Annotated in this window: 23 protein-coding genes and 2 pseudogenes; 11 read left to right on the top strand and 14 right to left on the bottom strand. The window is 63.3% G+C overall.

The annotated features are described in order from the left end of the window. A pseudogene (locus AC0QUY_RS27310) lies at window positions 1–805 on the bottom strand (acetamidase/formamidase family protein); the annotation flags it as partial. A 240-nt stretch (window positions 806–1,045) separates the two neighbouring features. Then, a pseudogene (locus AC0QUY_RS27305) lies at window positions 1,046–1,363 on the bottom strand (hypothetical protein); the annotation flags it as partial. A gap of 223 nt (window positions 1,364–1,586) precedes the next feature. Here AC0QUY_RS27305 and AC0QUY_RS27300 point away from each other — a divergent pair. Next, window positions 1,587–2,003, top strand: a complete 417-nt coding sequence (locus AC0QUY_RS27300) for an META domain-containing protein (RefSeq protein WP_475389307.1) — start codon at window positions 1,587–1,589, stop codon at window positions 2,001–2,003. Window positions 2,004–2,025: 22 nt separating this feature from the next. After that, window positions 2,026–2,496, top strand: coding sequence for a GNAT family N-acetyltransferase (locus tag AC0QUY_RS27295; RefSeq protein ID WP_475389305.1), 471 nt, complete (start codon window positions 2,026–2,028; stop codon window positions 2,494–2,496). Window positions 2,497–2,528: 32 nt separating this feature from the next. Here the strand turns inward: AC0QUY_RS27295 and AC0QUY_RS27290 are convergent, their stop codons facing one another. From AC0QUY_RS27290 to AC0QUY_RS27275, 4 genes are all read right to left on the bottom strand, one after another. Beyond that, a complete protein-coding gene (locus AC0QUY_RS27290) occupies window positions 2,529–3,155 on the bottom strand; it encodes a hypothetical protein (RefSeq protein ID WP_475389304.1) in 627 nt (208 codons plus the stop codon). Window positions 3,156–3,391: 236 nt separating this feature from the next. Beyond that, the gene (locus AC0QUY_RS27285) at window positions 3,392–4,591 is read right to left on the bottom strand and encodes a hypothetical protein (protein WP_475389302.1); all 1,200 of its coding nucleotides are present in this window, start codon (window positions 4,589–4,591) and stop codon (window positions 3,392–3,394) included. 224 nt (window positions 4,592–4,815) lie between these two features. Continuing rightward, window positions 4,816–6,462: a chaperonin GroEL gene (groL, locus tag AC0QUY_RS27280; protein ID WP_161849787.1), complete on the bottom strand. Its 1,647-nt coding sequence runs from the start codon at window positions 6,460–6,462 to the stop codon at window positions 4,816–4,818. Window positions 6,463–6,634: 172 nt separating this feature from the next. Further along, on the bottom strand, window positions 6,635–6,931 hold the full coding sequence (locus tag AC0QUY_RS27275) for a co-chaperone GroES (RefSeq protein WP_161849786.1): 297 nt from the start codon (window positions 6,929–6,931) through the stop codon (window positions 6,635–6,637). Window positions 6,932–7,268: 337 nt separating this feature from the next. Between AC0QUY_RS27275 and AC0QUY_RS27270 the strand changes: the two genes are divergently transcribed. Further along, window positions 7,269–7,784, top strand: a complete 516-nt coding sequence (locus AC0QUY_RS27270) for a hypothetical protein (protein WP_161849785.1) — start codon at window positions 7,269–7,271, stop codon at window positions 7,782–7,784. Between the two features lie 203 nt (window positions 7,785–7,987). Here AC0QUY_RS27270 and AC0QUY_RS27265 read toward each other — a convergent pair whose 3' ends face one another. Continuing rightward, window positions 7,988–8,761, bottom strand: a complete 774-nt coding sequence (locus AC0QUY_RS27265) for a protein phosphatase CheZ (RefSeq protein WP_161849784.1) — start codon at window positions 8,759–8,761, stop codon at window positions 7,988–7,990. A gap of 309 nt (window positions 8,762–9,070) precedes the next feature. Here AC0QUY_RS27265 and AC0QUY_RS27260 point away from each other — a divergent pair, with 309 nt between their 5' ends. Further along, complete coding sequence (locus tag AC0QUY_RS27260; RefSeq protein WP_161849783.1) at window positions 9,071–9,847, top strand: L,D-transpeptidase; 777 nt, start codon at window positions 9,071–9,073, stop codon at window positions 9,845–9,847. Window positions 9,848–9,995: 148 nt separating this feature from the next. Here AC0QUY_RS27260 and AC0QUY_RS27255 read toward each other — a convergent pair whose 3' ends face one another. From AC0QUY_RS27255 to AC0QUY_RS27230, 6 genes are all read right to left on the bottom strand, one after another. Then, a complete protein-coding gene (locus AC0QUY_RS27255) occupies window positions 9,996–10,832 on the bottom strand; it encodes a DUF2076 domain-containing protein (protein ID WP_475389300.1) in 837 nt (278 codons plus the stop codon). Between the two features lie 133 nt (window positions 10,833–10,965). Continuing rightward, window positions 10,966–11,811, bottom strand: coding sequence for a ChbG/HpnK family deacetylase (locus AC0QUY_RS27250; RefSeq protein WP_161849781.1), 846 nt, complete (start codon window positions 11,809–11,811; stop codon window positions 10,966–10,968). Further along, window positions 11,808–12,854 carry a glycosyltransferase family 2 protein gene (locus AC0QUY_RS27245; RefSeq protein ID WP_475389298.1) on the bottom strand — a complete coding sequence of 349 codons (1,047 nt, stop codon included), beginning with the start codon at window positions 12,852–12,854 and terminating at the stop codon, window positions 11,808–11,810. The genes AC0QUY_RS27250 and AC0QUY_RS27245 overlap by 4 nt, the downstream gene beginning before the upstream one ends. An 80-nt stretch (window positions 12,855–12,934) precedes the next feature. Beyond that, on the bottom strand, window positions 12,935–13,912 hold the full coding sequence (gene hisG / locus AC0QUY_RS27240; protein WP_475389296.1) for an ATP phosphoribosyltransferase: 978 nt from the start codon (window positions 13,910–13,912) through the stop codon (window positions 12,935–12,937). Then, window positions 13,909–15,075, bottom strand: coding sequence for an ATP phosphoribosyltransferase regulatory subunit (locus tag AC0QUY_RS27235; protein WP_475389294.1), 1,167 nt, complete (start codon window positions 15,073–15,075; stop codon window positions 13,909–13,911). The genes hisG and AC0QUY_RS27235 overlap by 4 nt, the downstream gene beginning before the upstream one ends. A 160-nt stretch (window positions 15,076–15,235) precedes the next feature. Further along, complete coding sequence (locus tag AC0QUY_RS27230) at window positions 15,236–15,994, bottom strand: 16S rRNA (uracil(1498)-N(3))-methyltransferase (protein WP_475389293.1); 759 nt, start codon at window positions 15,992–15,994, stop codon at window positions 15,236–15,238. Window positions 15,995–16,202: 208 nt separating this feature from the next. Between AC0QUY_RS27230 and AC0QUY_RS27225 the strand changes: the two genes are divergently transcribed. From AC0QUY_RS27225 to AC0QUY_RS27215, 3 genes are all read left to right on the top strand, one after another. Next, complete coding sequence (locus AC0QUY_RS27225) at window positions 16,203–16,853, top strand: hypothetical protein (protein ID WP_161849776.1); 651 nt, start codon at window positions 16,203–16,205, stop codon at window positions 16,851–16,853. A 10-nt stretch (window positions 16,854–16,863) separates the two neighbouring features. Beyond that, the gene (gene ubiA, locus AC0QUY_RS27220; RefSeq protein ID WP_475389291.1) at window positions 16,864–17,790 is read left to right on the top strand and encodes a 4-hydroxybenzoate octaprenyltransferase; all 927 of its coding nucleotides are present in this window, start codon (window positions 16,864–16,866) and stop codon (window positions 17,788–17,790) included. A 346-nt stretch (window positions 17,791–18,136) separates the two neighbouring features. Next, a complete protein-coding gene (locus AC0QUY_RS27215; protein WP_475389290.1) occupies window positions 18,137–18,742 on the top strand; it encodes a hypothetical protein in 606 nt (201 codons plus the stop codon). An 823-nt stretch (window positions 18,743–19,565) separates the two neighbouring features. Here AC0QUY_RS27215 and AC0QUY_RS27210 read toward each other — a convergent pair. Then, window positions 19,566–20,093, bottom strand: a complete 528-nt coding sequence (locus AC0QUY_RS27210; protein WP_475389288.1) for a DUF6101 family protein — start codon at window positions 20,091–20,093, stop codon at window positions 19,566–19,568. A 287-nt stretch (window positions 20,094–20,380) separates the two neighbouring features. Here AC0QUY_RS27210 and AC0QUY_RS27205 point away from each other — a divergent pair, with 287 nt between their 5' ends. The 4 genes from AC0QUY_RS27205 to AC0QUY_RS27190 all read left to right on the top strand — a co-directional run bounded on the left by AC0QUY_RS27205 (window position 20,381) and on the right by AC0QUY_RS27190 (window position 23,626). After that, a complete protein-coding gene (locus tag AC0QUY_RS27205; RefSeq protein ID WP_475389287.1) occupies window positions 20,381–21,781 on the top strand; it encodes a TldD/PmbA family protein in 1,401 nt (466 codons plus the stop codon). Further along, the gene (locus tag AC0QUY_RS27200; protein WP_475389286.1) at window positions 21,768–22,577 is read left to right on the top strand and encodes an inositol monophosphatase family protein; all 810 of its coding nucleotides are present in this window, start codon (window positions 21,768–21,770) and stop codon (window positions 22,575–22,577) included. Before AC0QUY_RS27205 ends, AC0QUY_RS27200 begins: the two co-directional genes overlap by 14 nt. 90 nt (window positions 22,578–22,667) lie before the next feature. Further along, window positions 22,668–22,907: a DUF4170 domain-containing protein gene (locus AC0QUY_RS27195; protein ID WP_161849771.1), complete on the top strand. Its 240-nt coding sequence runs from the start codon at window positions 22,668–22,670 to the stop codon at window positions 22,905–22,907. Window positions 22,908–22,912: 5 nt separating this feature from the next. Then, complete coding sequence (locus AC0QUY_RS27190) at window positions 22,913–23,626, top strand: lysophospholipid acyltransferase family protein (protein WP_161849770.1); 714 nt, start codon at window positions 22,913–22,915, stop codon at window positions 23,624–23,626. Window positions 23,627–23,636: the final 10 nt, after the last annotated feature.

Genomic DNA, 23,636 nt, shown 5'->3' with positions numbered 1-23,636 from the left:
CGACCGGAACGCCGGGATAGTCGATGGTTTTGTGCACGACGCCCGAAGGATCGGTCTGTGGAGTCCATTGGAAATTGTACACGGCTTTCGCCCAGTTGCGTTCGCCTGATGCGTCGACCTCATAGATCGTGATCACTTCGCGCGGTTTAGGCTCGGTCAACAAGTCCTTGTAGTGAAAGCCCCACCATGCCGCCGCGTTGCTACCGAAAGCTTTTCCACGATATTGAGGATTGGCGCATGGCCGGGGCGTGACGTCGATAATACGCAACTCGATCACGTCGCCCTCCTGGGCGCCGCGGACGTAGACCGGGCCTGTGCAGATGTGCACGCCAAGGCCCTCGCCGGCGCCACGCCCGAATAGCGAGGCATCCATCGGTCCGGCGCCGCGCCGGTTTACGCCCTTCTTTTCCTTGGTCCACAGGAACACGCTTTCGGCGCCGGGATCGCCCTTCACCATGCGCTCGGCGTCATCATTGGCGTGGTGCGTTAGCGCCTCAATCGTAATGAAGTCGCCGGAATCGATCTCGACCTGCGGTTTCAGTTTCTTGCTGAAATAGCCCCAATGCACCGTTTCGGCACTTGCCGGCAGATGATGATAAGACCGCTTGGCGGGTTGGTTCCTTTCGGCAGCAGCCGCCATCTGCGGCGTCACCAGAGAAATGCCGCCCGCGGTCATCGCTGCGGCGCCTCCGGCCGCGGCGAAGCTGGACCTCAAGAACGATCGGCGTTCGCGATCAAGCGTTTCCTTGAACTCGCGATGGTGCAATTCAAATTCCGGACAGTTTTTGTCATCACCCGCGCACATCGCATCTCTCCCCGATTTGAACGCGTATTCAGGCGCACGCCTGATCCCACCTCAGTTCATCGCAACAGTCAAAGCGTTGCTGCATCATGAAGTGAATGAAAAATAGCTCCTTTGCTTATTGCTTGAGCCTTGCGTGCTCAACTATTGGGAAATTTCCACATCATTGCCATTGCGCATCGATGAGGTGGTCGAATGATGGGTGCTGTTCATGCCGACGGGTGGACAATTCCGTTTGTTGAGGCGGCCCCGATAATAGCGGCAATACCAGTGAAACCAGCCGCGCGGATCGTCCGGATGTATCCAGCCTTTCCTGCGCCACACCGAAAGAGGTTGGCTGTCGGCGACGCCAAAGAAATTCAGCCTGGCGTCTGTGCGTTCGGACGAGAGTTTGGCCTTCGCGAACCAGCTTGCCGGAAACTCCTACCTGCAATCAGTCATGTATTTTTCGCCGAAGACGCCGAGGCGCAGCATTTCCGGCGGCGTGAGATCGCGACGGAAGCCCAGATCAAAGCTTCGGCCCACGGGCGCGACGAGAACGTACCGGTAACCCCGATGCATCCGATCGTTCACGACTATGGTTTGCTGCTGCACTGCGACGGGACCCCTCGCTCAGCGACTGCTGGATCGCTTCACCAACGATAGGACGTCGGGAGGGAACGCAAAGACGGGGGAAGATAGCTGCAATTTATCGGGCGGTGGCATTCACGGCCCTAGCCAATCACGTCGCCGTCCAATAGAACGGCGCGCGGCGCGGTGGGGTCCGGTATTTTCGGGAGGGGACATGATTTCATTCGTACGTATGGCCCGGGCAGGCGCCGCTTCGCTTCTGGTGACCGCAATCGTTTTGCCGTTCAGCCCGACGCGCGCCGATGACGGCTTTCCGTTCGGAGCGGAAATGCAGCTCGATGTGGATCGTCAGCGCGGGTCGAAGCGGATTCCCAATCTCGAAATCGGCGATGCCGGCGAGGTGGCCCTCGAACTCTGGTGCAAGGGCGGCAAGGGCCAGTTTTCGGTGGCGGGCAATACGGTGATCTTCGTGCCCGGCGCGATGGAAAATCGTCCCTGTCCGCCAGACCGCGCCCAGCAGGACGACGAGCTGATCGCCGCGCTCGCCGCTGTGGGCACCTGGAAGCGGCAGGGCGATTTCGTATCGTTCATCGGCACGAAGACGCTGCGCTTCCGCATCAATACGAACTAGGCCTGTGTGAAATTGGCCGAGGATGAGCAAGCCTGAGATCAGCATAGGGCCCGAAGACCCGAGGCAGGTGGAGGTGCGGCGCATCATCGCCGAATCAGGCGCTTACCTGCAGGCGCTGTATCCATCCGAAAGCAATCACCTTGTGGACGTCGACGCACTCGCGGCACCTGACGCCGTCTTTCTCGTCGCGCGCCGTAATGGAGAACTTCTCGGGTCGATCGCATTTCGGATCATCGCGCCCGGACATGCCGAAATAAAGCGCATATTCGTGCGTGCGGAAGCCCGAGGAATTGGGGTAGGGCGGCGTTTACTCGAGGCGCTCGAAGATGCGGCCCGCCAGCGGAGCATTGATCGTATCAGCCTGGAGACAGGCACAAAGCAGCCCGAAGCCATCGGGCTCTATCGCGCGTCCGGCTATCAGGATTGTCCGCCGTTCGGAACCTATAGCCACGATCCGCTCAGTCTGTTCATGACCAAGCGCCTCCTGCCCTGAACGCGGCATTTCCGCAAATTGCGTTCGGCCGGTTACTGCGTCGCAATCAAGCCGCTGGCAGTGGCAATGATCCAGCGGTTGCCCCAGCGCACGATGGACTCGACGCGTCCGAGTCCGGGAATGGTGTCGCCCCGCGCGGCCATCTTGATACCGTCGGGACCTTCGAGAACGGCGGTGCCGTCGCGTACGTCAACAACTGTCCACCCGGGAATTGTCGCCGGCTTGGTTTCCGGCGCCGCGACCAGAGGCTGCCGCATTGCGATGGCAGCGGAGGGGGCCGCATTGGCCTGGGAGGCCGGACGCGCGGCGGCCGACAATGGCGCGGACGGCTTGGGAATGCTTCCGACAATGGCGGGCGAGTCTGCCGCGGATGCCGTCTTCCGGGCGCTTTCGATCTTGCCCGGCCGTGCTTCGGCAGTTCGCGGCGCGGGCGTTTCCGTCTGCGCAACCGTTTCAAGGCCGAGCGTGCCTGCGAATTCGGGCCAGCTCAGACCGCCGGTCCATCCGAGCCCAAAGCTTGCCACCACAGCCACGATGACCAGCGAGGCGTTGCGCGCCCGGTCGCGAGATGACTCCCGCACCACCAGGACGTCGTCGCGATCGTCCTTGAAGAAATTCCACGAGTTCGCCGGCTGTTCCGGCCCCCGGCCGTCAGCCACATTCCCCGTCCACATGCTCTCAAAGGTACTCGGCGCGCGGTCTTGCATGGCGTTACCCAGGTTCAACTGGCCGATGATGTTCCCTTAAGCTGAATCGAGTCTTAACGATCAAAGCTCGCAATGTGCTCGGCGCTATTTTTCCTTCGAGGGCGCGCTGCGGGGCGACCTATCACTGTGCCGATTCATGCCGGCGAAGGCATCGTCAGGCGCGCAGCTACCGCTATCGTGCATACGGATCATTTCCACACACTCTTGTCGGCGTCCCAGCGCTGGCCCTTGAACTCCTTCGCCAGCGCCTCGATAGAGCCGTTGTCGTCCTTCGGTTCGCCGCCTTCCTCGTCGCCGGTGGAATCTTCCGACAAATGCAGTTTGGGACCGGTGCTTTCATCCGCGGTCGTGATCACCGGGCTCGAGATCCACAGCATCAGCCGGTCAGAAGCGCCCGGTTTGTCCGGCGAAACCAGCGCGGTGATTTCGACAGTTTCGGTCAGCGCGAGCGCGGGATAGATCGGGCTTGGCCGCTTGAAGCTCAGCGTGAGTTTTCCGGTGTTGGCGTTCCAGTCGGCGCCCGCCGGCTTGGCGGCCAGCGTTTTCGCGAGCACGCCTGAAACGGCCGACGCGATCTTGTCCCGGTTGATCTTGTCGCCGTCGCGCCATTCGGCGGCGGCAAAGCGGATGGTGCGGTCCATCTCGACGGAGCCGCTGGTCCATCCGGCTGCGACCACGCCTTGCGTCGACCTGGCTTTCGCAATCAGCGTCGTGGCGCGTTCCGGATCGGCGGTAAGGTTGATGGTCTGCTCGCCGGCGCGCAGCGCGTCGCAGGAGACCGAAAGGCTTGACAGCCCGACCTCGACGGCCTCGCCCTTCAGACCCTTAAGGAAATCCAGCGCCGCGTCGAGTTTGATCCGCACGCTGATCGCTTCCGGCGAAACGTCGGTAAAATCCTTTGGCGCCGGCGTGATGCCGTCGTCACTGGTCTGGTTGTCCAAAAACTCCTTCTCGCTGAGATCGGAATTGTCCGTAGAGGCCACTTCGGTGACGTTTGGACCAATGGTGATCTGGCCGCGGAATTCGAAGGTGTCGCCGACAGGCTTGCGCAGCAGCTTGACGGTGACCGGCAACTTGTCACCGAGGCTCTGCGTGGTGCCGGTCAGGTTCTGACCGTTGACGGTGAGGGTGGCAACGAAGCGGTCCTTGCGGTCGGAGCCCTTGGCGGCGGGATAGCAGACGTCGAGGGTAGCCGCGGTGACGGTCTTGCCCTGGCGGGTTTCCTTCAGCACGACGTCGGCGTTGCCGTCCATCAGGCCGTCGATCGCGGTGAAGTAGCGCGTCTCGGTCGTGCCCGGCGCCGTCTTGGGCTGCAGTTTCATCTGGGCGAAGGCAAGGTTCGGGGAAGCCATCATCAGACCGAGCAGGCAAGGCAAGAGCGCGCGCATATGGAAGTTCCTCAGACGGAAGGGAATTGGCGTCGTCGTAACTAGCAAATCCCGGTAGCATTTTCGAGCGAAGTGGATGCCGGTTCGCGTGAAGAAAACGAGTCAAAACAAAGGGCAAGCGCCGTATCGGTTCTCCGTCTGAACCGATACGGCGCTTGCCATTCGCCAAAAAAGAAGGCCGCCCCGGAGGCGGCCTTCGATCTGTTTGAGGGAGAGGGCAGGGCTTAGAACCCCATGCCGCCCATACCACCCATGCCGCCGCCACCGCCGGGCATTGCCGGCGCTGCTTCCTTCGGCAGTTCGGCAACCATCGCTTCGGTGGTCACCAGCAAGCCGGCGACGGAGGAGGCGTCCTGCAGCGCAGTGCGCACCACCTTGGCCGGGTCGATGATGCCCTTGTCGACCATGTCGACATATTCCTCGGTCTGGGCGTCGAAGCCGAAGGTCTCCGACTTGTTCTCGAGGATCTTGCCGACCACGATCGAACCCTCGACACCGGCGTTCTCCGAGATCTGGCGAACCGGGGCTTCCAGCGCCTTCAGCACGATGTTGATACCGGCCTGGACGTCGGAATTGTCGTTGTTGATGCGGCCGACCGCCTTCTTGGCGCGGAGCAGCGCCACGCCGCCGCCCGGCACGATACCTTCCTGCACGGCCGCGCGGGTCGCGTTGAGGGCGTCCTCGACGCGGTCCTTCTTCTCCTTGACCTCGACTTCGGTCGCACCGCCGACCTTGATCACCGCAACGCCACCGGCGAGTTTTGCAAGGCGCTCCTGCAGCTTCTCGCGGTCGTAGTCCGAGGTGGTTTCCTCGATCTGCGCCTTGATCTGCGTAACGCGGGATTCGATGTCCTTCTTCTTGCCCGCGCCCTTGACGATCGTGGTGTTCTCCTTGTCGATCACCACCTTGCCGGCGCGTCCCAGCATGTTGATGGTGACGCTTTCGAGCTTCATGCCGAGTTCATCGGAGATCAGCTGACCGCCGGTCAGGATCGCGATGTCTTCCAGCATGGCCTTGCGGCGATCGCCAAAACCCGGCGCCTTGACGGCGGCGACCTTCAAGCCGCCGCGCAGGCGGTTGACCACCAGCGTCGCCAGCGCCTCGCCCTCGACGTCCTCGGCGATGATCAGCAACGGGCGGCCGGACTGCACCACGGCTTCCAGCACCGGCAGCATCGACTGCAGGCCGGACAGCTTCTTCTCGTGCAAGAGCACGAAGACGTCTTCCAGCTCGGCCGTCATCTTCTCGGCGTTGGTGATGAAGTAGGGCGACAGGTAGCCGCGGTCGAACTTCATGCCCTCGACGATGTCGACCTCGGTCTCGAGCGACTTGTTTTCCTCGACCGTGATCACGCCTTCATTGCCGACCTTCTGCATCGCCTGCGCGATCATCTTGCCGATGGCGGTGTCGCCGTTGGCTGAGATGGTGCCGACCTGGGCAACTTCCGAGGAAGCCGCGACCGGCTTGGCGCGCTTCTCGATATCCTTGACGACGGCGTGGACGGCGATGTCGATGCCGCGCTTGAGATCCATCGGGTTCATGCCGGCCGCAACCGCCTTGCCGCCTTCGCGCACGATCGCCTGAGCCAGCACGGTGGCGGTGGTGGTACCGTCGCCCGCGGTGTCGTTGGTCTTGGAGGCGACTTCGCGCAGCATCTGCGCGCCCATGTTCTCGAACTTGTCCTCGAGCTCGATCTCCTTGGCGACGGTGACGCCGTCCTTGGTGATGCGGGGAGCGCCGAAGCTCTTCTCGATCACGACATTGCGGCCCTTGGGACCAAGCGTCACCTTCACCGCATTGGCGAGAACGTCAACGCCGCGCAGCATACGGTCGCGGGCGTCGCCGGAAAATTTAACGTCTTTGGCAGCCATTGTTTGGACTCCTGAATGATTGGATACGGTCGTGCGCCGCGCTAATGCGTCATTGCCGGGCTTGACCCGGCAATCCATCACCTTCGCGAGACTCTTCCGAAGGGGATGGATGCCCGGGTCATCCAGCGCGAAGACGCGCTTCGCGCTTTCGCCCGGGCATGACAGGGATTGCTTACGTCAGCACGCCCATGATGTCGGACTCCTTCATGATCAGGAGTTCCTCGTTGTCGATCTTGACCTCGGTGCCGGACCATTTGCCGAACAGCACGCGATCGCCGGCCTTGAGGTCGATCGGGATCAGCTTACCTGCCTCGTCACGGCCGCCCGGGCCGACGGCGACGACTTCGCCCTGCGACGGCTTTTCCTTGGCGCTGTCGGGAATGATGATGCCGCCCTTGGTCTTCTCCTCGGCATCGATGCGCTTGACCACAACGCGGTCGTGCAGCGGACGGAATTTGGATTTGGCCATGACGTCTCCTCTTGAAGTTCCTCTGGGGAGGCTCGGTTTCAGGTCTGCGCCATTGAAAATGGCTGATATGCCGGGTATTCGAAGCCGCCCCGGGCGGGACAGCACACCCCTTAGCAATCTTTGAGTTTGAGTGCTAAACGTGGGGCCGGGAAATATGGCTTGGCGCTGTTCCTGTCAAGCAAACAAGGGGGTTAAGGCCTTCTTGAGGCCAGTATAGGATGCTCCACGGAAACCAAATCGGTGCAGCGGCGTAAACTCAACCGACGTCATTGCTCCGGCAGGCTTTTTACCGTTGGCTGCTTGACGGGAGCGGCCAAAAATTGCTCGGGGGAATGCGATGATCAGCTCACGTAATGCGCATACGGTTGCCAATCTGGCGATCGCGTCGGCGCTGACGGTCTTGCTGGCGGCGTGCAGCAGCATGAGCCTGCCGTCGCTGTCGTCCGGCCCGGCACCCGATGCCGAACCCGCCGTTGCGCCGGAAATGCCGGCTACCATCCGGTCCGACGAGATCGTCGGCCGCTGGGGCCTTGCCTCGTTCCAGAATCCCAATGACCGCGCCCGCACCGAAGCTGCCGCGCGCGGGCAGTGCAAGCAGCCTTATGTGATCGGCGCCGGCACCTCCGGCGGCGTCGTCATGCATCTGGCCGACCAGGCCACGCCGCAGGAACTGCGCCTCAAGGGTAGCCCGAGCGGCAAGAACTATATCGGACCGGCCGGTCCCGCCGGCGGCGAACAGGACCGCGAGATCGTCTCGTTCGACGGTCGCGTGCTGGTGACCCGCTTCATCGAAAAGGACGCCGCGGTCCGTTACGGCAACATGGTCTATGTCCGCTGCGCCCCCCGGGCGTGAGTAGACGCCGTCATTCCGGGGCGATGCGAAGCATCGAACTATGGTGCGCAATTGCGCACCTGAGAATCTCGAGATTCCCCGATGCGCAATTGCGCATCTGAGGTCTGGTGCTAACGCACCATCCCGGAATGACGGTGCGAGAGACAACAAAAAAACGCCGGCATCGCTGCCAGCGTTTTGTTTGGTCCGCGTTAACCGTCCGATCAATCGAACAGCGCGTCGATGTCGTCCTGCGAGGCGTGGCCGGCGTCGCCGTCGAGCTTCGGGCCGTTGAGCAGCTTGGCATCGCCTTCGCGGGTGTCGACGATCGGCTGGGCGTGCGCCTTGATGGCGTCGACGCCGCCCCAGATGTCCATCATCGTGTAGATGTGCTGCTCGATGAACTTCATCGTGGTCATCACCTTGCTGATGCGCTGGCCGGTGAGGTCCTGGAAGTTGCAGGCTTCGAAGATCGAGACGACGCGTTCCTGAATTTCTTCGCTGAGCAACTTCTGCTGGTCGGGCGAGATGTTCTTCGACAGCGCGGTCGCCGCCTGGTCGATCGCCTCGGTGGCTTCCAGAATCTGCTGGGTGGCCTGTTCGGTGCCGCCGACGACGGCGCCGAGTTCGCCGTTGACCTTGGCCATTTCCTGGCCGTCAAAGCTCTTGCCGTGCAGGGTGGCGATTTCGCGCTTGGTGCGGTTGATAGCGTCGTGAATGAGGTCGAGCTCGACCTTCAGCTTCTCGCACTGCTCAATCTGCGCGCGATAGGTTTCCAGGAGCGCGTGGGACTCGGCAATCTCGCGCGCGACATCCGCAACCTCGGTACCGGCGGCGCGGACGTGGCCGAAGCTGGCCATCTGCGAGCGGATCGCGCGCAACTCGGCCATGATCTCGCGATGCATCGGGCCGATCTCGCCGCCTTCGGCAGGCAGGACAATTGGCGCGTCGCCCAGAATGGCTTGTTCGATACGAAAACGTTTGCGATTGACCGACATGAGTTTTTCCCACCCCTTCATTGCCGAGGTGTTCTAAACCATGGCGATTTAACGTCAGGTTCACGGCGCAATATTGCGTGTCGGCGCTTTGCCTGCGGCCGCACACCAACGATTAACCATGAGGGCCGCGCGTTCACGCAAAATAAAGGCTACCGGGCAAATCCGGGTGCGATTGCCGAAATGGTGAATCGAAACGCCCGATCCGTTTACCAAACCGATTAGGTTTTGATTTGTATTGATCGCGTGCAGCGGCGCTTCAATCGCGCCATTGCGCCGAACCCGCAGTGACGAACAGTACAGAGTACGTCGATGTCCGGAAAAATCCGTTTTGCGCTCCTCGCGAGCGTGTCTTGCCTTTGCTTTGCCAGTGAGGCCGCAGCGATTGATGTCTCAGCATCAACTGAGCCCACCGTGATCTACGCCCGCCAGCCGGCGCCGGTGCGCATGGCCTCCAATATGGGCGGCGGCTTCATCGAATTCCTGTTCGGCGATGCGCCACAGGGCGGGCGCTACCAGCGGGAGCAGGCCTACCAGCCGCAGCCCGATTACGGCTATGGCCGGCGCACGCTGCTGCCGCCGATGGATCCGCAGCAGTCGATGCGGCGCGAGGAGGATCTGGTCGATCCCGCGCAGCACCGGCTCGATCCGAAATATGAAAAGCAGGTGGTCGAGTATCACGGCAAGGAAAGCCCGGGCACCATCGTGATCGACACCCCAAACAAGTTTCTGTTCCTGGTGCAGGGCGACGGCAAGGCGTTGCGTTACGGCGTCGGCGTCGGCCGGCCCGGCTTCACCTGGTCGGGCGTCAAGACGATCTCAGCGAAGAAGGAATGGCCGGCCTGGACGCCGCCGCCGGAGATGCTGGCGCGCCGCCCCGATCTGCCGAGGCACATGGAGGGCGGCCCGGAAAATCCGCTCGGCGCGCGTGCGATGTATCTGGGCTCGTCGCTCTATCGCATCCATGGCTCCAACGAGCCCTGGACCATCGGCACCAACGTCTCGTCCGGCTGTATCCGCATGCGCAATGAAGATGTGATCGATCTCTACGGCCGCGTCGGCGTCGGGGCGAGGGTGGTGGTGATCTGATTTCCTGCGTAGCCCGGGTGAAGCGCAGCGTAACCCGGGGCCGTAGCGTGGCTACCGATTCCCGGATTGCGCTTCGCTCCATCCGGGCTACAAATAAAAACGGCCGCCCGATCGGGGCGGCCGTTTTCATTTTCAATTCTCGCGACGGTCACGCGTAGTCGCCGTCTCCGCCGCCATCATCGCCGTCGAAGTCGTCGGAATCGTGATCCATGCCGCCATCGTCGTCGTGCGAGGACTGATCGAAGAATCCCTGCCGCGAACCGGAATCGTTATCGTTGCTGTCGGCGCGCTGGCTGGACGAGCCGCGCGAACCGATGTCGTTGATCCCGGCCTCGCGCGCGAGATCACCGCCGGACTGATCGCCCCACGGCCTGCGGTCTTCGATCCCGCCGCTGTGGTTCGCCGTGTCGCCGAACGCCTGCTGGTTGCCGCCGCCCATCATCGAGCGAATGCTGCCGGCCAGCAGCGAACCGCCGACCACGCCGGCCGCCGCCGCCGCAGCGGTGCCGAGGAACGAGCCGCCACCGCCGCCGAACGGCGGTTGCTGCTGCTGCGCGCCGCCATAGGGCTGGCCATAGGCCGGCTGATTGTACTGTCCGGGCGCCTGGTTTTGCTGCAGCACCTGACCGCTGTTCCAGGTCGGGCGGTTAGCCATATCGGGCGCGCGAACGTTCGGCACCGAACCTTGCGATGAGCCTTGCGGCTGGTTCTGCCCGAAGATCGCGTCGCGCATCGAATCGAGGAAGCCGCCGGATTGAGCTTGCTGGCCCGACGTCGCCGCTTCCAATTCCTGAATGCGCATGTCGGCGCGCTTCAGCGCCTCGTCCTGCACCAGCGTGGTCTGCACCAGCGCATACACCGCGTTGGGCGCATTGCGCAGGCCCTGCATGATCGCCGACATCGCCTCCGGATCGCGCTTGGCGCTTTCCAGCTTGGCGAGCCGGTCGAAAAGATCGTCAATCAGTTGGCGTTCTTGCGGTGTCATGGCCCTCTCCCTCGCGCCGGGTAGTGATCGACGCGCGGGCAAGATGTAGGGCGGGCTTTGTGTCGCAAGTAGTGGGCGGCCGAATTAAATTTTGGTATGCGACAAAACGCCGGGTGGATTGCCCGGATATGCGTCAACTCAGTGTAACTTTATTCGCCGCCAGCAATGCCGCGAATCGATCGCTTGCGAGAAACGCATGTTCCGCCTCGCGCTGCGTGGTCAGGGGATCGAGGCCCTCCAGCGTTTCGTCGACAAAGCCGGGATGGCACATCACCAGCCCGCCCTCCGGCAGCCCTTCGAGGAACTGCCCCATCAGCGCGCCGAAATCGGGCGACGTCGAAAAATCATAGGCGCCGGCAAAGGCCGGGTTGAACGGGATTTTGGCGCTAGTCGCACGCTTGCGGAATTGCGCACTGAGGACGTCGAGCACCAACGCCTTCGGCGCGCCGAGCAGTTGGCCAAATGGCTTGAGGCGTCCGCCCTGGCGGACCCAGGCGTCCGGCGCCGCCTCCTTGACCGCGCGCAGAAAGGCGTCGCGCACGCCGGGGAAGAGTTGCGCGTGCTGATGGCCGTCGACGAAATCCGGCGCGCGGCCGAACAGCTCCTTGAAGGCCGCAAGCTGAGCCAACAGTTCGTCCTCGATCAGGCCTGGATCGATCCGCCGCAACAGGCCGGCGCGCAGCAGTTTTGGAAACGGCAGAAACAGGCCGCCGTCGACGGGGCGAAAGTGCATCGTCAGCGGACGAAACGGCGCGGTCAGCGTTGCGTGCAGCCCGATCGCGCAGCGCGCGCTCGTCGCCGCAACCTCCTGCAACGCGGTGACTTCGGCGCGGCCGATCGCAGGTCCCACCACCATCACGGAGGTGGCGTTGAGACGGCCGCGCGAGATCAAATCGCGGATGGCGCGGTTGACGCCTTCGGCCAGCCCGTAATCGTCGGCGCACAGCCAGATCCGGCGCGGCGGCGCGGCATCGTTCATTCGGCAGCGGTCCGTTCGCTGGCTTTGGCCGTCGTCTCGCCATCGGCGCGCTTTTCGGAGTGCTCGGCGACGAAGTAGATCGGACGCGCCTTCAACTCGGAGAGAATCTTGCCGATATATTCGCCGACGATGCCGATCATGATGAGCTGCACGCCGCCGATCGTCATCATGCCGATCATCAGCGAGGGATAGCCGGGGACCTGTTTGCCGGTGGTCCAGACCTCCCAGAGAATGGTCAGGCCGAACAGGAAGGCACTGATGGCCAGCAGCATGCCGAGCAGGCTGGCAAAGCGCAGCGGCGCCACCGAGAACGACGTCAATCCCTCGATCGACAGGCCGATCAGGCGGCTTGGGCTGAACGTGGTGACGCCATGCGCGCGCGCCGCCGGCTCGTAATCGACGCGGATCTGGCGGAAGCCGATCCAGTTCGACAGGCCCTTGAAGAAGCGGTTGCGCTCAGGCAACTGGCGCAGCGCGGCGGCGGCGCGCGGCGACAGCAGGCGGAAATCGCCGGCGTCCTCGGGGATCTTCTGCCGCGCGCCCCAGTTGATCAGCGCGTAGAAGCCGTGCACCGCCTGGCGGCGCAGGAACGATTCATTGTCGCGATGCGCCTTCGCCGTATAGACGACGTCGTAGCCGTCATCGATCCAGTGCGAGACCAGCTTTTCGACCATATCAGGCGGATGCTGGCCGTCGCCGTCCATGAACAGAATAGCGCCAAGGCGGGCATGGTCGAGGCCCGCCATCAGCGCCGCCTCCTTGCCGAAATTGCGCGACAGCGACACCACCTGGACGTCGAGCGCATCGGCGGCAAGCGTGCGCGCGATGACAAGCGTGTTGTCGGCGCTGCCGTCGTCGACATAGACGACCTCGCTGGCCAGCCCGTAACGCGCCTTCAGCGTCCGGGCGAGGCCGATCAGCCGCTCGTGCAGCACAGCGAGCCCCGCCGCTTCGTTGTACAGCGGCACGACGATCGACAGTCCCTTGGCCGCCGCGCTGGAGGCGGTGGTCGTCAGGCGGGAAACGTCAGAGCCGAGCGTCATCGATCAGGTCCCAATTGATGCTCCAAAACAGCATATGTTACTCGGCCCCACCTGTCGCAACGATGAACGAAACGGCAGCCTTATTGCCGCAGGAACGCCTCTAGCTTGGCGAACAAGGGGTTTTCGCGGTCGAGCACATAGTCCAGCGAGGCGATCGACACCGTATCGGCGCCGTGCTCGCGCAGGAAACTGCCGAGCGCGTAAAGATGCACCGGCGGGCAGTGCAGCGTGAGCATGCCCGACGACGTCGGCCCGCCGAACGGCGCCACCACGCCGAAACGGTTATGCGCTTCCTTGAGCAGCGCATCGTTGCAGCCGGCGAAACGGGTGCGGACTTCACGGTATTTGCTGGCTCGCGCTCGGGCTGCGATGTGGTCGAGGATGACGCGCGCGGTCTCGCGGGCGTCAGCCGACCAGTCGGCTTCGCGGGACGCCACGAGATTGGCCTGGCTGCGCAGGATCACGCCGTCGTCCAGCACCTTCAGCCCGTTGGCGGCAAGCGTTGCGCCTGTCGTCGTGATGTCGACGATCATTTCGGCGGTGCCGACCGCGGGCGCGCCTTCGGTGGCGCCGGCGCTTTCGACGATGCGGTAATCGACCACGCCATGGGCGGCGAAGAAGTTGCGCGTCAGGTTGATGTACTTGGTCGCGACCCGCATCCGCCGGTTATGCTGGGCGCGGAAGCCGGTGGTGACGTCGTCGAGATCGGCCATGGTGCGGACGTCGATCCAGGCCTGCGGCACCGCGACCACGACATTGGCGCTGCCGAAGCCGAGGCTGTCGATCAACAGCACGCGCTTGTCGGTATCGGGGATGCTTTCGCGCAACAGATCCTCACCGGTGACCCCGAGATGCACCATGCCGCGTGCCAGTTGCGAGGCAATTTCGCTCGCCGAGAGATAGGCGATCTCGACATTGTCGAGGCCAGCGATAGTGCCGCGATAGTCGCGCGCGCCGCGCGGCTTCGCCAGCGAAAGCCCGGCGCGGGTGAAAAACGCCTCGGTGTTTTCCTGCAGGCGGCCCTTGGAGGGGACGGCGAGAACGAAGGGGGCGGTCATGCGGCGCTCCCTTGCGATACGGGCTGGCCGTATTGCGTCAGGGCTTCGATCCAGACCGAGAAGCCGACCGCGGGGATCGGCGTCGGCGAGCCGAGCTGCGTCATCAGCCCGTCATAGCGTCCGCCCCCGACCAGCGGCTCGACGCCGTTGCCCTTCTTGTGCAATTCGAACTCGAAGCCGGTGTAATAATCGAGCCCGCGGCCGAACGAGGTGGAGAACCGCGTCAGCTTGGTGTCGATGCCGCGCGCGGCCATGAAGCCGACGCGGCTTTCGAACTGGTCGATCGCCGCCGCAAGATCGAGCTTGGCGTCCGATGCCAGCGCGCGCAGCTGCTTAACCGATTCGTCCGGGTCGCCCGCGATCGCGAGGAAGCGCTTGATGGTGTCGAGTGCATCGCGCGGCAGCGCGCCGCCTTTCAAGGTCGATTGTTCGAGGAAGCGGTCGGCGATTTCGTCGACCGTCCGTCCGCCGACATTGGTGGTGCCGGCTATCGACATCAGGTCGGTGACCAGCGCCAGCGCCGCCTTGCGGTCGGAGCCGGCCAGCGCCGCCAGCACGCCCTCATACTCGTTGCGGCCGGGCGCGGTCGCGAGCGTCAGCCGCTCGATATCAGCGGTGAGGCTGACCTTGCGGTTGAAATCCTTGATCAGCCGCCGCCGCCATACCGGATAGAGGTCGAGCGCATCGATCAGCGCGTTGAACAGCGCGACGTCGCCGGTGCGGATTTCGACATCCTTCAATCCGAAGACCGAGGTCGCGTCCAGCGCCAGCGCCAGCATTTCCGCATCCGCCGCGGCGCGGTCCTGCCGGCCGAAGGACTCGATGCCGGCCTGCAGAAACTCGCTCGGCTGGCCGCCGCGATAGCGGAACACCGGCCCGAGATAGGAAAAGCCCGCCGGCTGGCCGGCGCGCCCGGAAGCGAGATAATCGCGTGCCACCGGAATGGTCAGGTCGGGGCGCAGGCAGAGTTCCTCGCCGGAGGCGTCGGTGGTCAGGTAAAGGCTCTTGCGGATGTCCTCGCCGGAGAGGTCGAGGAACGGCTCGGCCGGCTGCAGGATGGCCGGATGCGCCTGGACGTAGCCGCCTTGTGCAAACGACAATAGCAGCGCGTCCGCCCAGGCGGCGGACCCGGCAGCACCTCTGACGGCAGCGGTCGCGGTCATCTTACGTCCAAATGCCCGGAAAACCCGGGTTCAGGGTTGATTTGGGGGCTCCCGGGGGTTCCGGGGCGCTCGTTGGCGCAGGCCTTAGCATGGCCGGAGCAACGTTTCGACAGGGATCGGCCAACTGAATTAATGGGCGGTGGCCTCACCGGTTATCGCTTCACTGACTATCCGGGTCCCGCCAATCCCCCAGTGCCACCTGGACCAGCGTCAGCGCGGCCACTCCGGCCGTATCGGCCCGCAGAATCCGCGGTCCCAGGGAGAGCCGGATGATAGTCGGCTGGCGCAGGAGAAGCTCACGTTCCTCCCCGGCAAAGCCGCCCTCGGGGCCGATCAACACGTCGATGCCGGAAGCTGCGGCCTGCGCCGTCTGCAGCGCTTGCACCGGAGCTTTGACGTCGCTGGCCTCGTCGCAAAACACCAGGAGCCGCGCCGGGTCGCGCTTGTCGAGAAAGCGGTCGAGCGCGACCGGCTCGGCGACCTCGGCCAGACTGAGGATCCCGCATTGTTCGGCAGCCTCGATGACATTGGCGCGCATCCGCTCGCCATTGACCCGCGAGACCTGGGTGTGCCGCGTCAACACCGGCTGCAGGCTCGAGGCTCCCATCTCGACCGCCTTCTGCACCATGTAGTCGAGGCGGGCGTGCTTCAGCGGCGCAAAGACATAGGCGATATCGGGCAGGCGATCCTGCGGCCTCGTCCTGGCTGCGATGATCAAACCGTCCGGCCGCTTTCGGCCCTCGATCGTCGCCTGCCATTCGCCGTCGCGGCCGTTGAACACCAGGATGGTGTCGCCGGCGGAGAGCCGCAGCACATTGCCCAGATAATTGCTCTGGTTACGTTCCAGCGCGATTCTCTCGCCCTCGCGCAACGGGGCATCGACGAACAGGCGAGGGGCGCGGAAATCGAGTTCAGGCATCGGTAAGGTTCCGTTTTCTGGGCGCTTTTAGCCTAAAGCGCTAGAATCCGGACGCTATTTTTAACTTTTGGGGCGGCCCTGCGCCGCGCTGCTGCCCCAATCCACGGGTTGTTAAGCGGCGGCAGGAATCGTAAAAAGCTGTTTCGCAAATCTGCTTCGTTCGGGACACGTTGGGGACTTGCCTGACCTCGCCGGAGAACCACCCTTGATGATCCGCCGCCTGATTGTGCCGCTGACCGCTGCCGTCGTGACGTTCCACGCGGGCCACGCCTTTGCGCAGGGCGCCTTTCCGGCGCCGCTCCCGAACCAGAGCGCCGCACCCGCGGCTTCGCCGTTTCCGCCGGTCAATGGCGCTGCGCCGTCGGCCACGGTCGGCGCGCCGTCACCCTTCCCCTCGCAGGGCGCCGCCCCGGTTTCCGGCGGATTCAGCGGGCCGCCGCCGCAGGCCAGCGGTTCGGCAGATGCCTGCATGAAAGGGTTTGTTCCCTTGCGCGAGGAGGCCGAGAAGCGCGGCAAGATGATCAAGGCCGCAAGCGACCGCAAGGCGCCGCCGGACGAGGCCTGCAAGCTGATCAAAAATTTCGGCCAGGCCGAAGTGAAGATGATCAAATATGTCGAGACCAACTCGGCCAAATGCGGAATTCCGCCGCAGATCGCCGAGCAGCTCAAGAACGGCCACAAGAACACCGAGAAGATGCAGAATCAGGTCTGCGCCGTCGCGCAGCAGGCGGCACAAGCACGGCCGGCCGGCCCGAGCCTCAGCGAGGTGCTCGGCTCGGCGGCGCTGCCCGAGGCGCAAGCCGTGAAGAAGGGCGGTAGCACCTTCGATACGCTGAACGGCAACGTTCTAGCGCGATGACCCCGATCAGATGAGCGACGCGACCACCCGCGTTGCCGATGCGACCGGCAACTGGGTCGATACGCGTGCGCCGCTCTGGTTGCGGCCCTATTTGCGGCTTTCCCGTTTCGACCGTCCGATCGGCTCATGGCTGTTGCTGATGCCGTGCTGGTGGTCGGCGGCGCTCGCCGCCGGTGTTGCGCGCGACATCTCGTCATTGCCGCTCGTGATCGTGCTGTTCTTCATCGGCGCCTTCGTCATGCGCGGCGCGGGCTGTGCCTGGAACGACATTACCGACCGCGACCTCGACGCCAGCGTTGAGCGCACGCGCTCGCGGCCATTGCCCGCCGGGCAGATCAGCGTGACGCAGGCGTTCGCCTTCCTGGTGCTGCAGGCGCTGATCGGCCTGGCGGTGCTGCTGCAGTTCAACCGCTTCGCGATCCTGACCGGCATCGCCTCGCTCGTCATCGTCGCGATCTATCCCTTCATGAAGCGCATCACCTGGTGGCCGCAGGTGGTGCTGGGGCTGGCGTTCTCCTGGGGCGCGCTGATGGGGTTTGCGGTCACGCTCGGCCGGATCGACCTGACCGCGCTTGTGCTCTATGCCGGCTCGATCAGCTGGGTGATTGGCTACGATACGATCTACGCCCACCAGGACACCGAGGACGACGCGCTGATCGGCATCAAGTCCACGGCACGTCTGTTTGGCGAGCGCACGCATCTCGCGCTTTCGGTGTTTTATTCGCTCGCCGTGGTTCTGATCGGCGCAGCGCTGGCGCTCGGCGGCGCACGCTGGCCGGCCTGGATCGGATTGATTACGTTCGCCGCGCATCTTGCCTGGCAGATCAAGCGATTGGACATCCGCGATCCCGCGCTGTGCCTGCGCGTCTTCAAGTCCAACCGCGACGCGGGACTGTTGTTGTTCGCGGGATTGCTGGCCGACGCGGTGATGCGCTGACTTCGTAGGGTGGGCAAAGGCGCGTTAGCAACGTGCCCACCGTCAAGCATTCCGCTCGTGAGGGCGGGCACGCTACAGCTCTACCTACCTCCGCTTTCGGCGGCATAGCGGACATGGCCGGACTTACTGTCGGTTCGACCCGGTCGCGAATGACCCCAAGGCGGACATTTTCCAAACATTCGAAACAAATTAACTCAAGTGGTTAAGTTCGCCGAAGCGAGGCCAGTTTATCATTGCGGGAATATGCCTACGTAGACTGAAGCGGCGGTGAACCATGTCTCGCGACCTTCCGATCTCAGGACCGTCTCTGGCTGACAAAGTTGCGCTGTGGCTTTCGACAAGCCGCATGACCGATGGCCTTTGGATCGGAAGCTCACATGGTGACCCTGAACCTGCGCTACAACGTGTGGAAGCCGCGCTTAAACTAATGGAGCATTTTGCTCCGCTTCATTACCGACGTGTCAAGAGTAGCTTATCTCGAATTTGGGTGACGCTGGTTCCGCATGGAGCCGGCTGCTATCTGCATTCCTTGAACGCCTGCTTGCTCGACGAGCGCGTCATCGCTTCTGAAACCACAACGCTCGAATGGATCGCATCCGCTATCATACATGAAGCGACTCATGCGAGGCTAGAGAAGCGGGGCATTCGCTACGACGAGTCGGTCCGCTATCGGATCGAACGGAGTTGTGCTCGAAGAGAACTGGATTTTGCTCTGCGTCTGCCAGACGCCGACGCCTTGTTGGAAGAGATCAAATGGAGGCTCGAACGGTGCAATGAGGAGAATGCGTCCTTTACCGATCAAAAAATGTGGGAGGGAATTGAACAGGGCAACGGAGACATGCTCCGTCATCTCGGGACGCCAGAATGGGTCATATCTTCAGTGTTCAAGGCGAGAGATCTAGTGGTATGGCTTCGCCGCTTCACACGACGTATAGCCGGAGCTTCTTTGTAATGATCGCATAGCGTTGGGACGACCGTTTCTGGCCCATCGCGTCATTTCGCGGCGGCGCAATAATTCGGTCGCTTTAGCTGTGAAGCGGACATGAGCGCGTAGCCCGGATGCGCGTAGCGACATCCGGAGCCTTCGTCATTTCCCCGACTCCCGCATATCGCATGCGCTCATGCGGGCTACTTGCTGCGAACTGATTTGCTTCGCGCGCAAGCGCAATCGCGATGCGTAACCGCGACAAATCAACACGATAGGCAAATCACTTCTGATTTTCAGAAGTCGTGTCAAGCCCGAGAATCAAAAATATTCCGCTTAACATGTCACCCAAATCAGCGGCATGACTCCGTTCGTCTCATCCGATTGAGGGGCGCTCGCGAACGTCACGAACGTGCGGTGAGATGCGATGGACGCTGATGTCACGACGACGTACGTGACGTGAGGCGTACGGCGAAGTCGTGTGGTTCGGGCGCCGCGGTGCTGGCGTTAAGTCCTAGAGAAGCGAAGCTTCTCAAGGGCGACGGAGGCAAAAGAGCCGTTCTCCGGGAAGAGCACGAAGTAAGCCGTAAAGCCATTGCGCAGGGAAGGCCGGAGTGTTCCCGCTGCCCTGTATGCTCGTGTGCATTTTTGTTTGCGCAAATCGCACGCGAGACCGCGGGTGCAGCAAGCACCCGGTCTTCCCTGCGCCCTCTAGGTTCTGGAGGGACAAACGAAGTTGCAAACCTCGGGCGAAAGGCGTCGCGAGAATGCGAAACTTTGTCCACCGTCATTGCGAGCCAACGGGGCGCGCATTTGCGCGACCCGTTGGCTCGCAATGACGGGTCTGGCCTCAGTCCCGCGCGATGATCTCGCGTTCGTCCCGATGAACAGTCTCGGTGTTGTCGAGATTGCCGGGCCGGCGGCGCACCAGGAATTTCGGGCGGCGGGCGCGGACGGCGTTGTGGCGGCGGCGCCGGGCGGCCGGTTCGCGATCGTCATCTTCCGTCAGCAGTGGCAGCGCAAAGATGTCGCTCCACATCTGCCAGGCGGAGGCGATCTCCTCGTGGTCGGAACTCACGCACAAGGGAATGTTCAAGGATGGATCGCGATGCGCCAGCACCAGCATCTGCGCGTCGTCGTCGAGGCCGCGCAATGCGACGCCGAGAAAGTCGCTGACGCGGACGTTGATCGCCATCCGCATGCCCTTGACGGCACGGTGCAGCACGACGCGTTCGCGATGAAGTTCGATTTTCCGCACGCCGCCATCCGCACGGGTGTCGTGTGCTTGGAAGCTCAGCGGCAGAGAAAGAGGGTCGAGCCGCATGACGCGGCTCGACCCGGCGGGATTGATCCCGCTTGTTGCTGTTTGACGCCTCACGGCTCTCATCTCCCCGCCGGGATTATGTTCCCGGTCGATACGCGAGACCTTAGCGGAAGCGTTTCCGTTTCGCCTTAAAAAGCCTGGTTAAGGAGTGGTCACCTGCCATGGATCTCCCCGCATGATTGACAAGACCTTGGCGCGCATGATTGACGAGACCTTGCGCCAATGCCGAAAATGTTTGGTATTTGGCGGCGCAAAATGCTTGAAATGCCGGTGATTCCGGCACATCTGAAGGCCTTGGCGATTGGCGCCCTAAAGCCCCCTCCATTTCAGGGATTTTGTTTGTGAACTCTTCACCATCCAGCTCGCCACAGCTTTCGAAAGCCTCCGCAACCACCGACCTGTTCGATCAATCGGCGCTCTCGACGCTGGCGCAGCGCCTGGTCGAGGCCGCCAAGCGCGCCGGCGCGGATGCCGCGGACGCGGTTGCGGTGCGGGGCGTCTCGCAAGGCGTCGAAGTGCGCGATGGCCGGGTCGAGGAATCCGAGCGATCCGAAGGCGACGATGTCGGCCTGCGCGTGCTGGTCGGCCAGCGCCAGGCCGTGGTCTCGACCAACGATATTTCCGGCGACGGCGTTGCCAGGCTCGCCGAGCGGGCGGTGGCGATGGCCCGCGTCGCGCCTGACGACAAATATGTCGGTCTTGCCGATCCCTCGCTGTTGGCGCGCGAGTTCGCTGAGCTCGATCTGCTCGACCGCAATATTCCGACCACGAGCGAACTGGAGCGCCGCGCCTGCGAAGCGGAAGCCGCAGCTCTTGCGGTCAAGGGCGTGACCAAGTCGAGCGGCGCGTCCGCCTCGAGCGGCATCGGCGGCATGGTGCTGGTGACCTCGACCGGATTCCACGGCTCATATTTGCGCTCCAGCCACGGCATCTCGGTGACTGCGATTTCGGGCGAAGGCACCGGCATGGAGCGCGATTACGATTTCACCTCGGCGCCGCACGCCTCCGACCTCGATTCTCCCGAAAGCGTCGGCCGCAGGGCAGGCGAGCGCACCGTGGCGCGCGCCAATCCGCGCAAGGTCGAGACCTGCAAGGTGCCGGTCGTGTACGATCCACGGGTGTCGGGATCGCTGGTCGGCCATCTGGTCGGCGCTATCAACGGCGCCTCGATCGCGCGCAAGACCAGTTTCCTGAAAGACCGGATGGGCGAGCAACTATTCGCCAAGAACATCCGCATCATCGATGATCCCTTGCGCGTGCGCGGCCTGCGCTCGCAAACCTTCGACGCCGAGGGCGTAACGGTGAAAAAGCACGCGCTGATCGACGAGGGCGTGCTGACCACGTGGCTGCTCGACTGCGCCACCGCGCGCGAACTCGGGCTGGTCACGACCGGACATGCCCATCGCGGCGTCTCGTCGTCACCATCGCCGGGATCGTATAATCTGCATCTCGAGGCCGGCGCGATGACGCCGAAGGAGCTGATCTCCGACATCAAGCAGGGCTTTTACGTCACCGACCTGATCGGCTCCGGCGTCAACGGTGTGACCGGCGATTACAGCCGCGGCGCCTCCGGATTCTGGATCGAGAACGGCGAGATCACCTATCCCGTCAGTGAGGTGACGATCGCAGGTCATCTGCTGGCGATGTTCAAGTCGCTGGTTCCCGCCAACGACCTGGAATTCCGTTACGGCGTGAACGCGCCGACGCTGCGCATCGAGGGCCTGACGCTTGGCGGACGCTGATACCGCCGACCGAATCTGGGCGCGCGATGCCGCGCTGTTGCGGGACACCGTGCGCGAAGCCGGCGCGCTGGCGCTATCGCTGTTCCGCACCGAATTGAAGAACTGGACCAAGGGCGCTTCCTCGCCGGTCTCGGAGGCCGACATTGCCGTCAACGATCTCGTCGAGCGGCGGCTGCGCGCGGCGACACCGGATTATGGCTGGCTGTCGGAAGAGAGCGTCGACGACGACGCGCGTCTCGGCAAGGAACTGGTCTGGATCGTCGATCCGATCGACGGCACCCGCGCCTATCTCGCCGGCCGCGAGGACTGGTGCGTCAGCGTGGCGCTGGTGGCGGGAGCTGAGCCGGTGCTGGCGGCGGTGTTCGCGCCGGTCAGCGACGAATTCTTCTTCGCAATCCGCGGCCAGGGCACTACCTGCAACGATAGGCCGGTGCGTGCGACCGCGGGAACGGAGCTGGATTTTTCCCGCATGGCCGGCCCGAAGCCGCTGGTGCAGCGGCTAAGCGAGTCACCGGATGAGATCACGCTGCATCCGCGAATCGGGTCGCTGGCACTGCGGCTGTGCCGGGTCGCCGACGGCAATCTGGATGCCGCCTTTGCCGGCGGCCAGAGCCGCGACTGGGATCTTGCCGCGGCGAATTTGATCGTGCACGAAGCGAATGGTAGAATGACCGCGCTCTCGGGGGATGCGATTGAGTATAATCGCCGGGAAGTGGTGCACGGGGTGCTGGTGGCGGCGGGAAACGATCGGCATGCGCGCATTGTCGAGCATTTCCGGGATCGTCGGCTGCCCTGAATCGGTCGAATCCGTGCCACAAATCATTCCATTCATACCGCGATTCAGAGTATCGCTCCTTTGCCGGGCACCTCGTTAGGAAAGTCCATCATGCCAGATAGTGCCCCGCAGCAATTGCTGCATCTCGTCATCGGCGGCGAGTTGACCGATCTCGAACACGTCACGTTCAAGGACCTCGATCAGGTCGACATCGTCGGTGTGTATCCCAATTACGCATCCGCACACGCCGCCTGGAAGGCGAAGGCGCAGCAGACCGTGGACAACGCCCACATGCGCTATTTCGTGGTTCACCTCCACCGGCTGCTCGATCCAGGTCAAGACACGAAGTAATCCAGTTGAAACGGTTCATTCGCGACTTGCTGCGCAGCACCTTCGTTCAGCGCGCGCTGGGTGTGCTTGCGGCCGAATATCTCCGGCTGGTCTGGCTGACCAATCGCTTCACTTATGAGCCGACCGACGTCTATGCGCGGGTCGAGCCGGAGATGCCGGCGATCTTCGCGTTCTGGCACGGCCAGCACTTCATGACGCCGTTCATCAAGACCAAGGAGAGCCACCGCGCCAAGGTGCTGATCTCGCGGCACCGCGACGGCGAATTCAACGCCATCGCCGCCGAGCGGCTCGGCATCGGAACCATCCGGGGTTCCGGCGATCATGGCGGCGCCTTTCACCGCAAGGGCGGCGTCGGCGCCTTCAGGGAGATGCTGCAGGCGCTGGAGGACAAGTGGAACGTCGCCACCACCGCCGACGTGCCGAAGCGCGCGCGGGTGGTGGGGCTCGGCATCATCATGCTGGCGCGTGAGTCGGGGCGGCCGATCATGCCCTTTGCGATGGTGACGAGCCGCTTCATCCGGTTGAAGAACTGGGATTCTTCCACCATCAATCTGCCATTCGGGCGCGGTGCGGTGGTCGGCATCGAAGCTGTTCATGTACCGCCGGATGCCGATGCCGAGACTATGGAAAAGCTGCGCCTTCAGGTAGAAGAATATCTGAACGAAGCGACCCGTCGCGCCTACAAGGCGGTCGGGCGTCCGGAGGCCGCTCTTGGCTAATTCGCTGCCG

It is taken from the genome of Bradyrhizobium sp. WYCCWR15520 (genome assembly GCF_056174665.1).
Note: the sequence above shows the minus strand (reverse complement) of the source record. Positions and strands in the feature narration are given on the sequence as shown.

Excerpts from the sequence above, each read along its gene's own strand:
- AC0QUY_RS27300 (WP_475389307.1), top strand. The coding sequence starts at position 1,587 with ATGATTTCATTCGTACGTATGGCCCGGGCAGGCGCCGCTTCGCTTCTG.
- AC0QUY_RS27295 (WP_475389305.1), top strand. The coding sequence starts at position 2,026 with ATGAGCAAGCCTGAGATCAGCATAGGGCCCGAAGACCCGAGGCAGGTG.
- AC0QUY_RS27285 (WP_475389302.1), bottom strand. The coding sequence starts at position 4,591 with ATGCGCGCGCTCTTGCCTTGCCTGCTCGGTCTGATGATGGCTTCCCCG.
- groL (WP_161849787.1), bottom strand. The coding sequence starts at position 6,462 with ATGGCTGCCAAAGACGTTAAATTTTCCGGCGACGCCCGCGACCGTATG.
- AC0QUY_RS27275 (WP_161849786.1), bottom strand. The coding sequence starts at position 6,931 with ATGGCCAAATCCAAATTCCGTCCGCTGCACGACCGCGTTGTGGTCAAG.
- AC0QUY_RS27270 (WP_161849785.1), top strand. The coding sequence starts at position 7,269 with ATGATCAGCTCACGTAATGCGCATACGGTTGCCAATCTGGCGATCGCG.
- AC0QUY_RS27265 (WP_161849784.1), bottom strand. The coding sequence starts at position 8,761 with ATGTCGGTCAATCGCAAACGTTTTCGTATCGAACAAGCCATTCTGGGC.
- AC0QUY_RS27260 (WP_161849783.1), top strand. The coding sequence starts at position 9,071 with ATGTCCGGAAAAATCCGTTTTGCGCTCCTCGCGAGCGTGTCTTGCCTT.
- AC0QUY_RS27255 (WP_475389300.1), bottom strand. The coding sequence starts at position 10,832 with ATGACACCGCAAGAACGCCAACTGATTGACGATCTTTTCGACCGGCTC.
- AC0QUY_RS27250 (WP_161849781.1), bottom strand. The coding sequence starts at position 11,811 with ATGAACGATGCCGCGCCGCCGCGCCGGATCTGGCTGTGCGCCGACGAT.
- AC0QUY_RS27245 (WP_475389298.1), bottom strand. The coding sequence starts at position 12,854 with ATGACGCTCGGCTCTGACGTTTCCCGCCTGACGACCACCGCCTCCAGC.
- hisG (WP_475389296.1), bottom strand. The coding sequence starts at position 13,912 with ATGACCGCCCCCTTCGTTCTCGCCGTCCCCTCCAAGGGCCGCCTGCAG.
- AC0QUY_RS27235 (WP_475389294.1), bottom strand. The coding sequence starts at position 15,075 with ATGACCGCGACCGCTGCCGTCAGAGGTGCTGCCGGGTCCGCCGCCTGG.
- AC0QUY_RS27230 (WP_475389293.1), bottom strand. The coding sequence starts at position 15,994 with ATGCCTGAACTCGATTTCCGCGCCCCTCGCCTGTTCGTCGATGCCCCG.
- AC0QUY_RS27225 (WP_161849776.1), top strand. The coding sequence starts at position 16,203 with ATGATCCGCCGCCTGATTGTGCCGCTGACCGCTGCCGTCGTGACGTTC.
- ubiA (WP_475389291.1), top strand. The coding sequence starts at position 16,864 with ATGAGCGACGCGACCACCCGCGTTGCCGATGCGACCGGCAACTGGGTC.
- AC0QUY_RS27215 (WP_475389290.1), top strand. The coding sequence starts at position 18,137 with ATGACCGATGGCCTTTGGATCGGAAGCTCACATGGTGACCCTGAACCT.
- AC0QUY_RS27195 (WP_161849771.1), top strand. The coding sequence starts at position 22,668 with ATGCCAGATAGTGCCCCGCAGCAATTGCTGCATCTCGTCATCGGCGGC.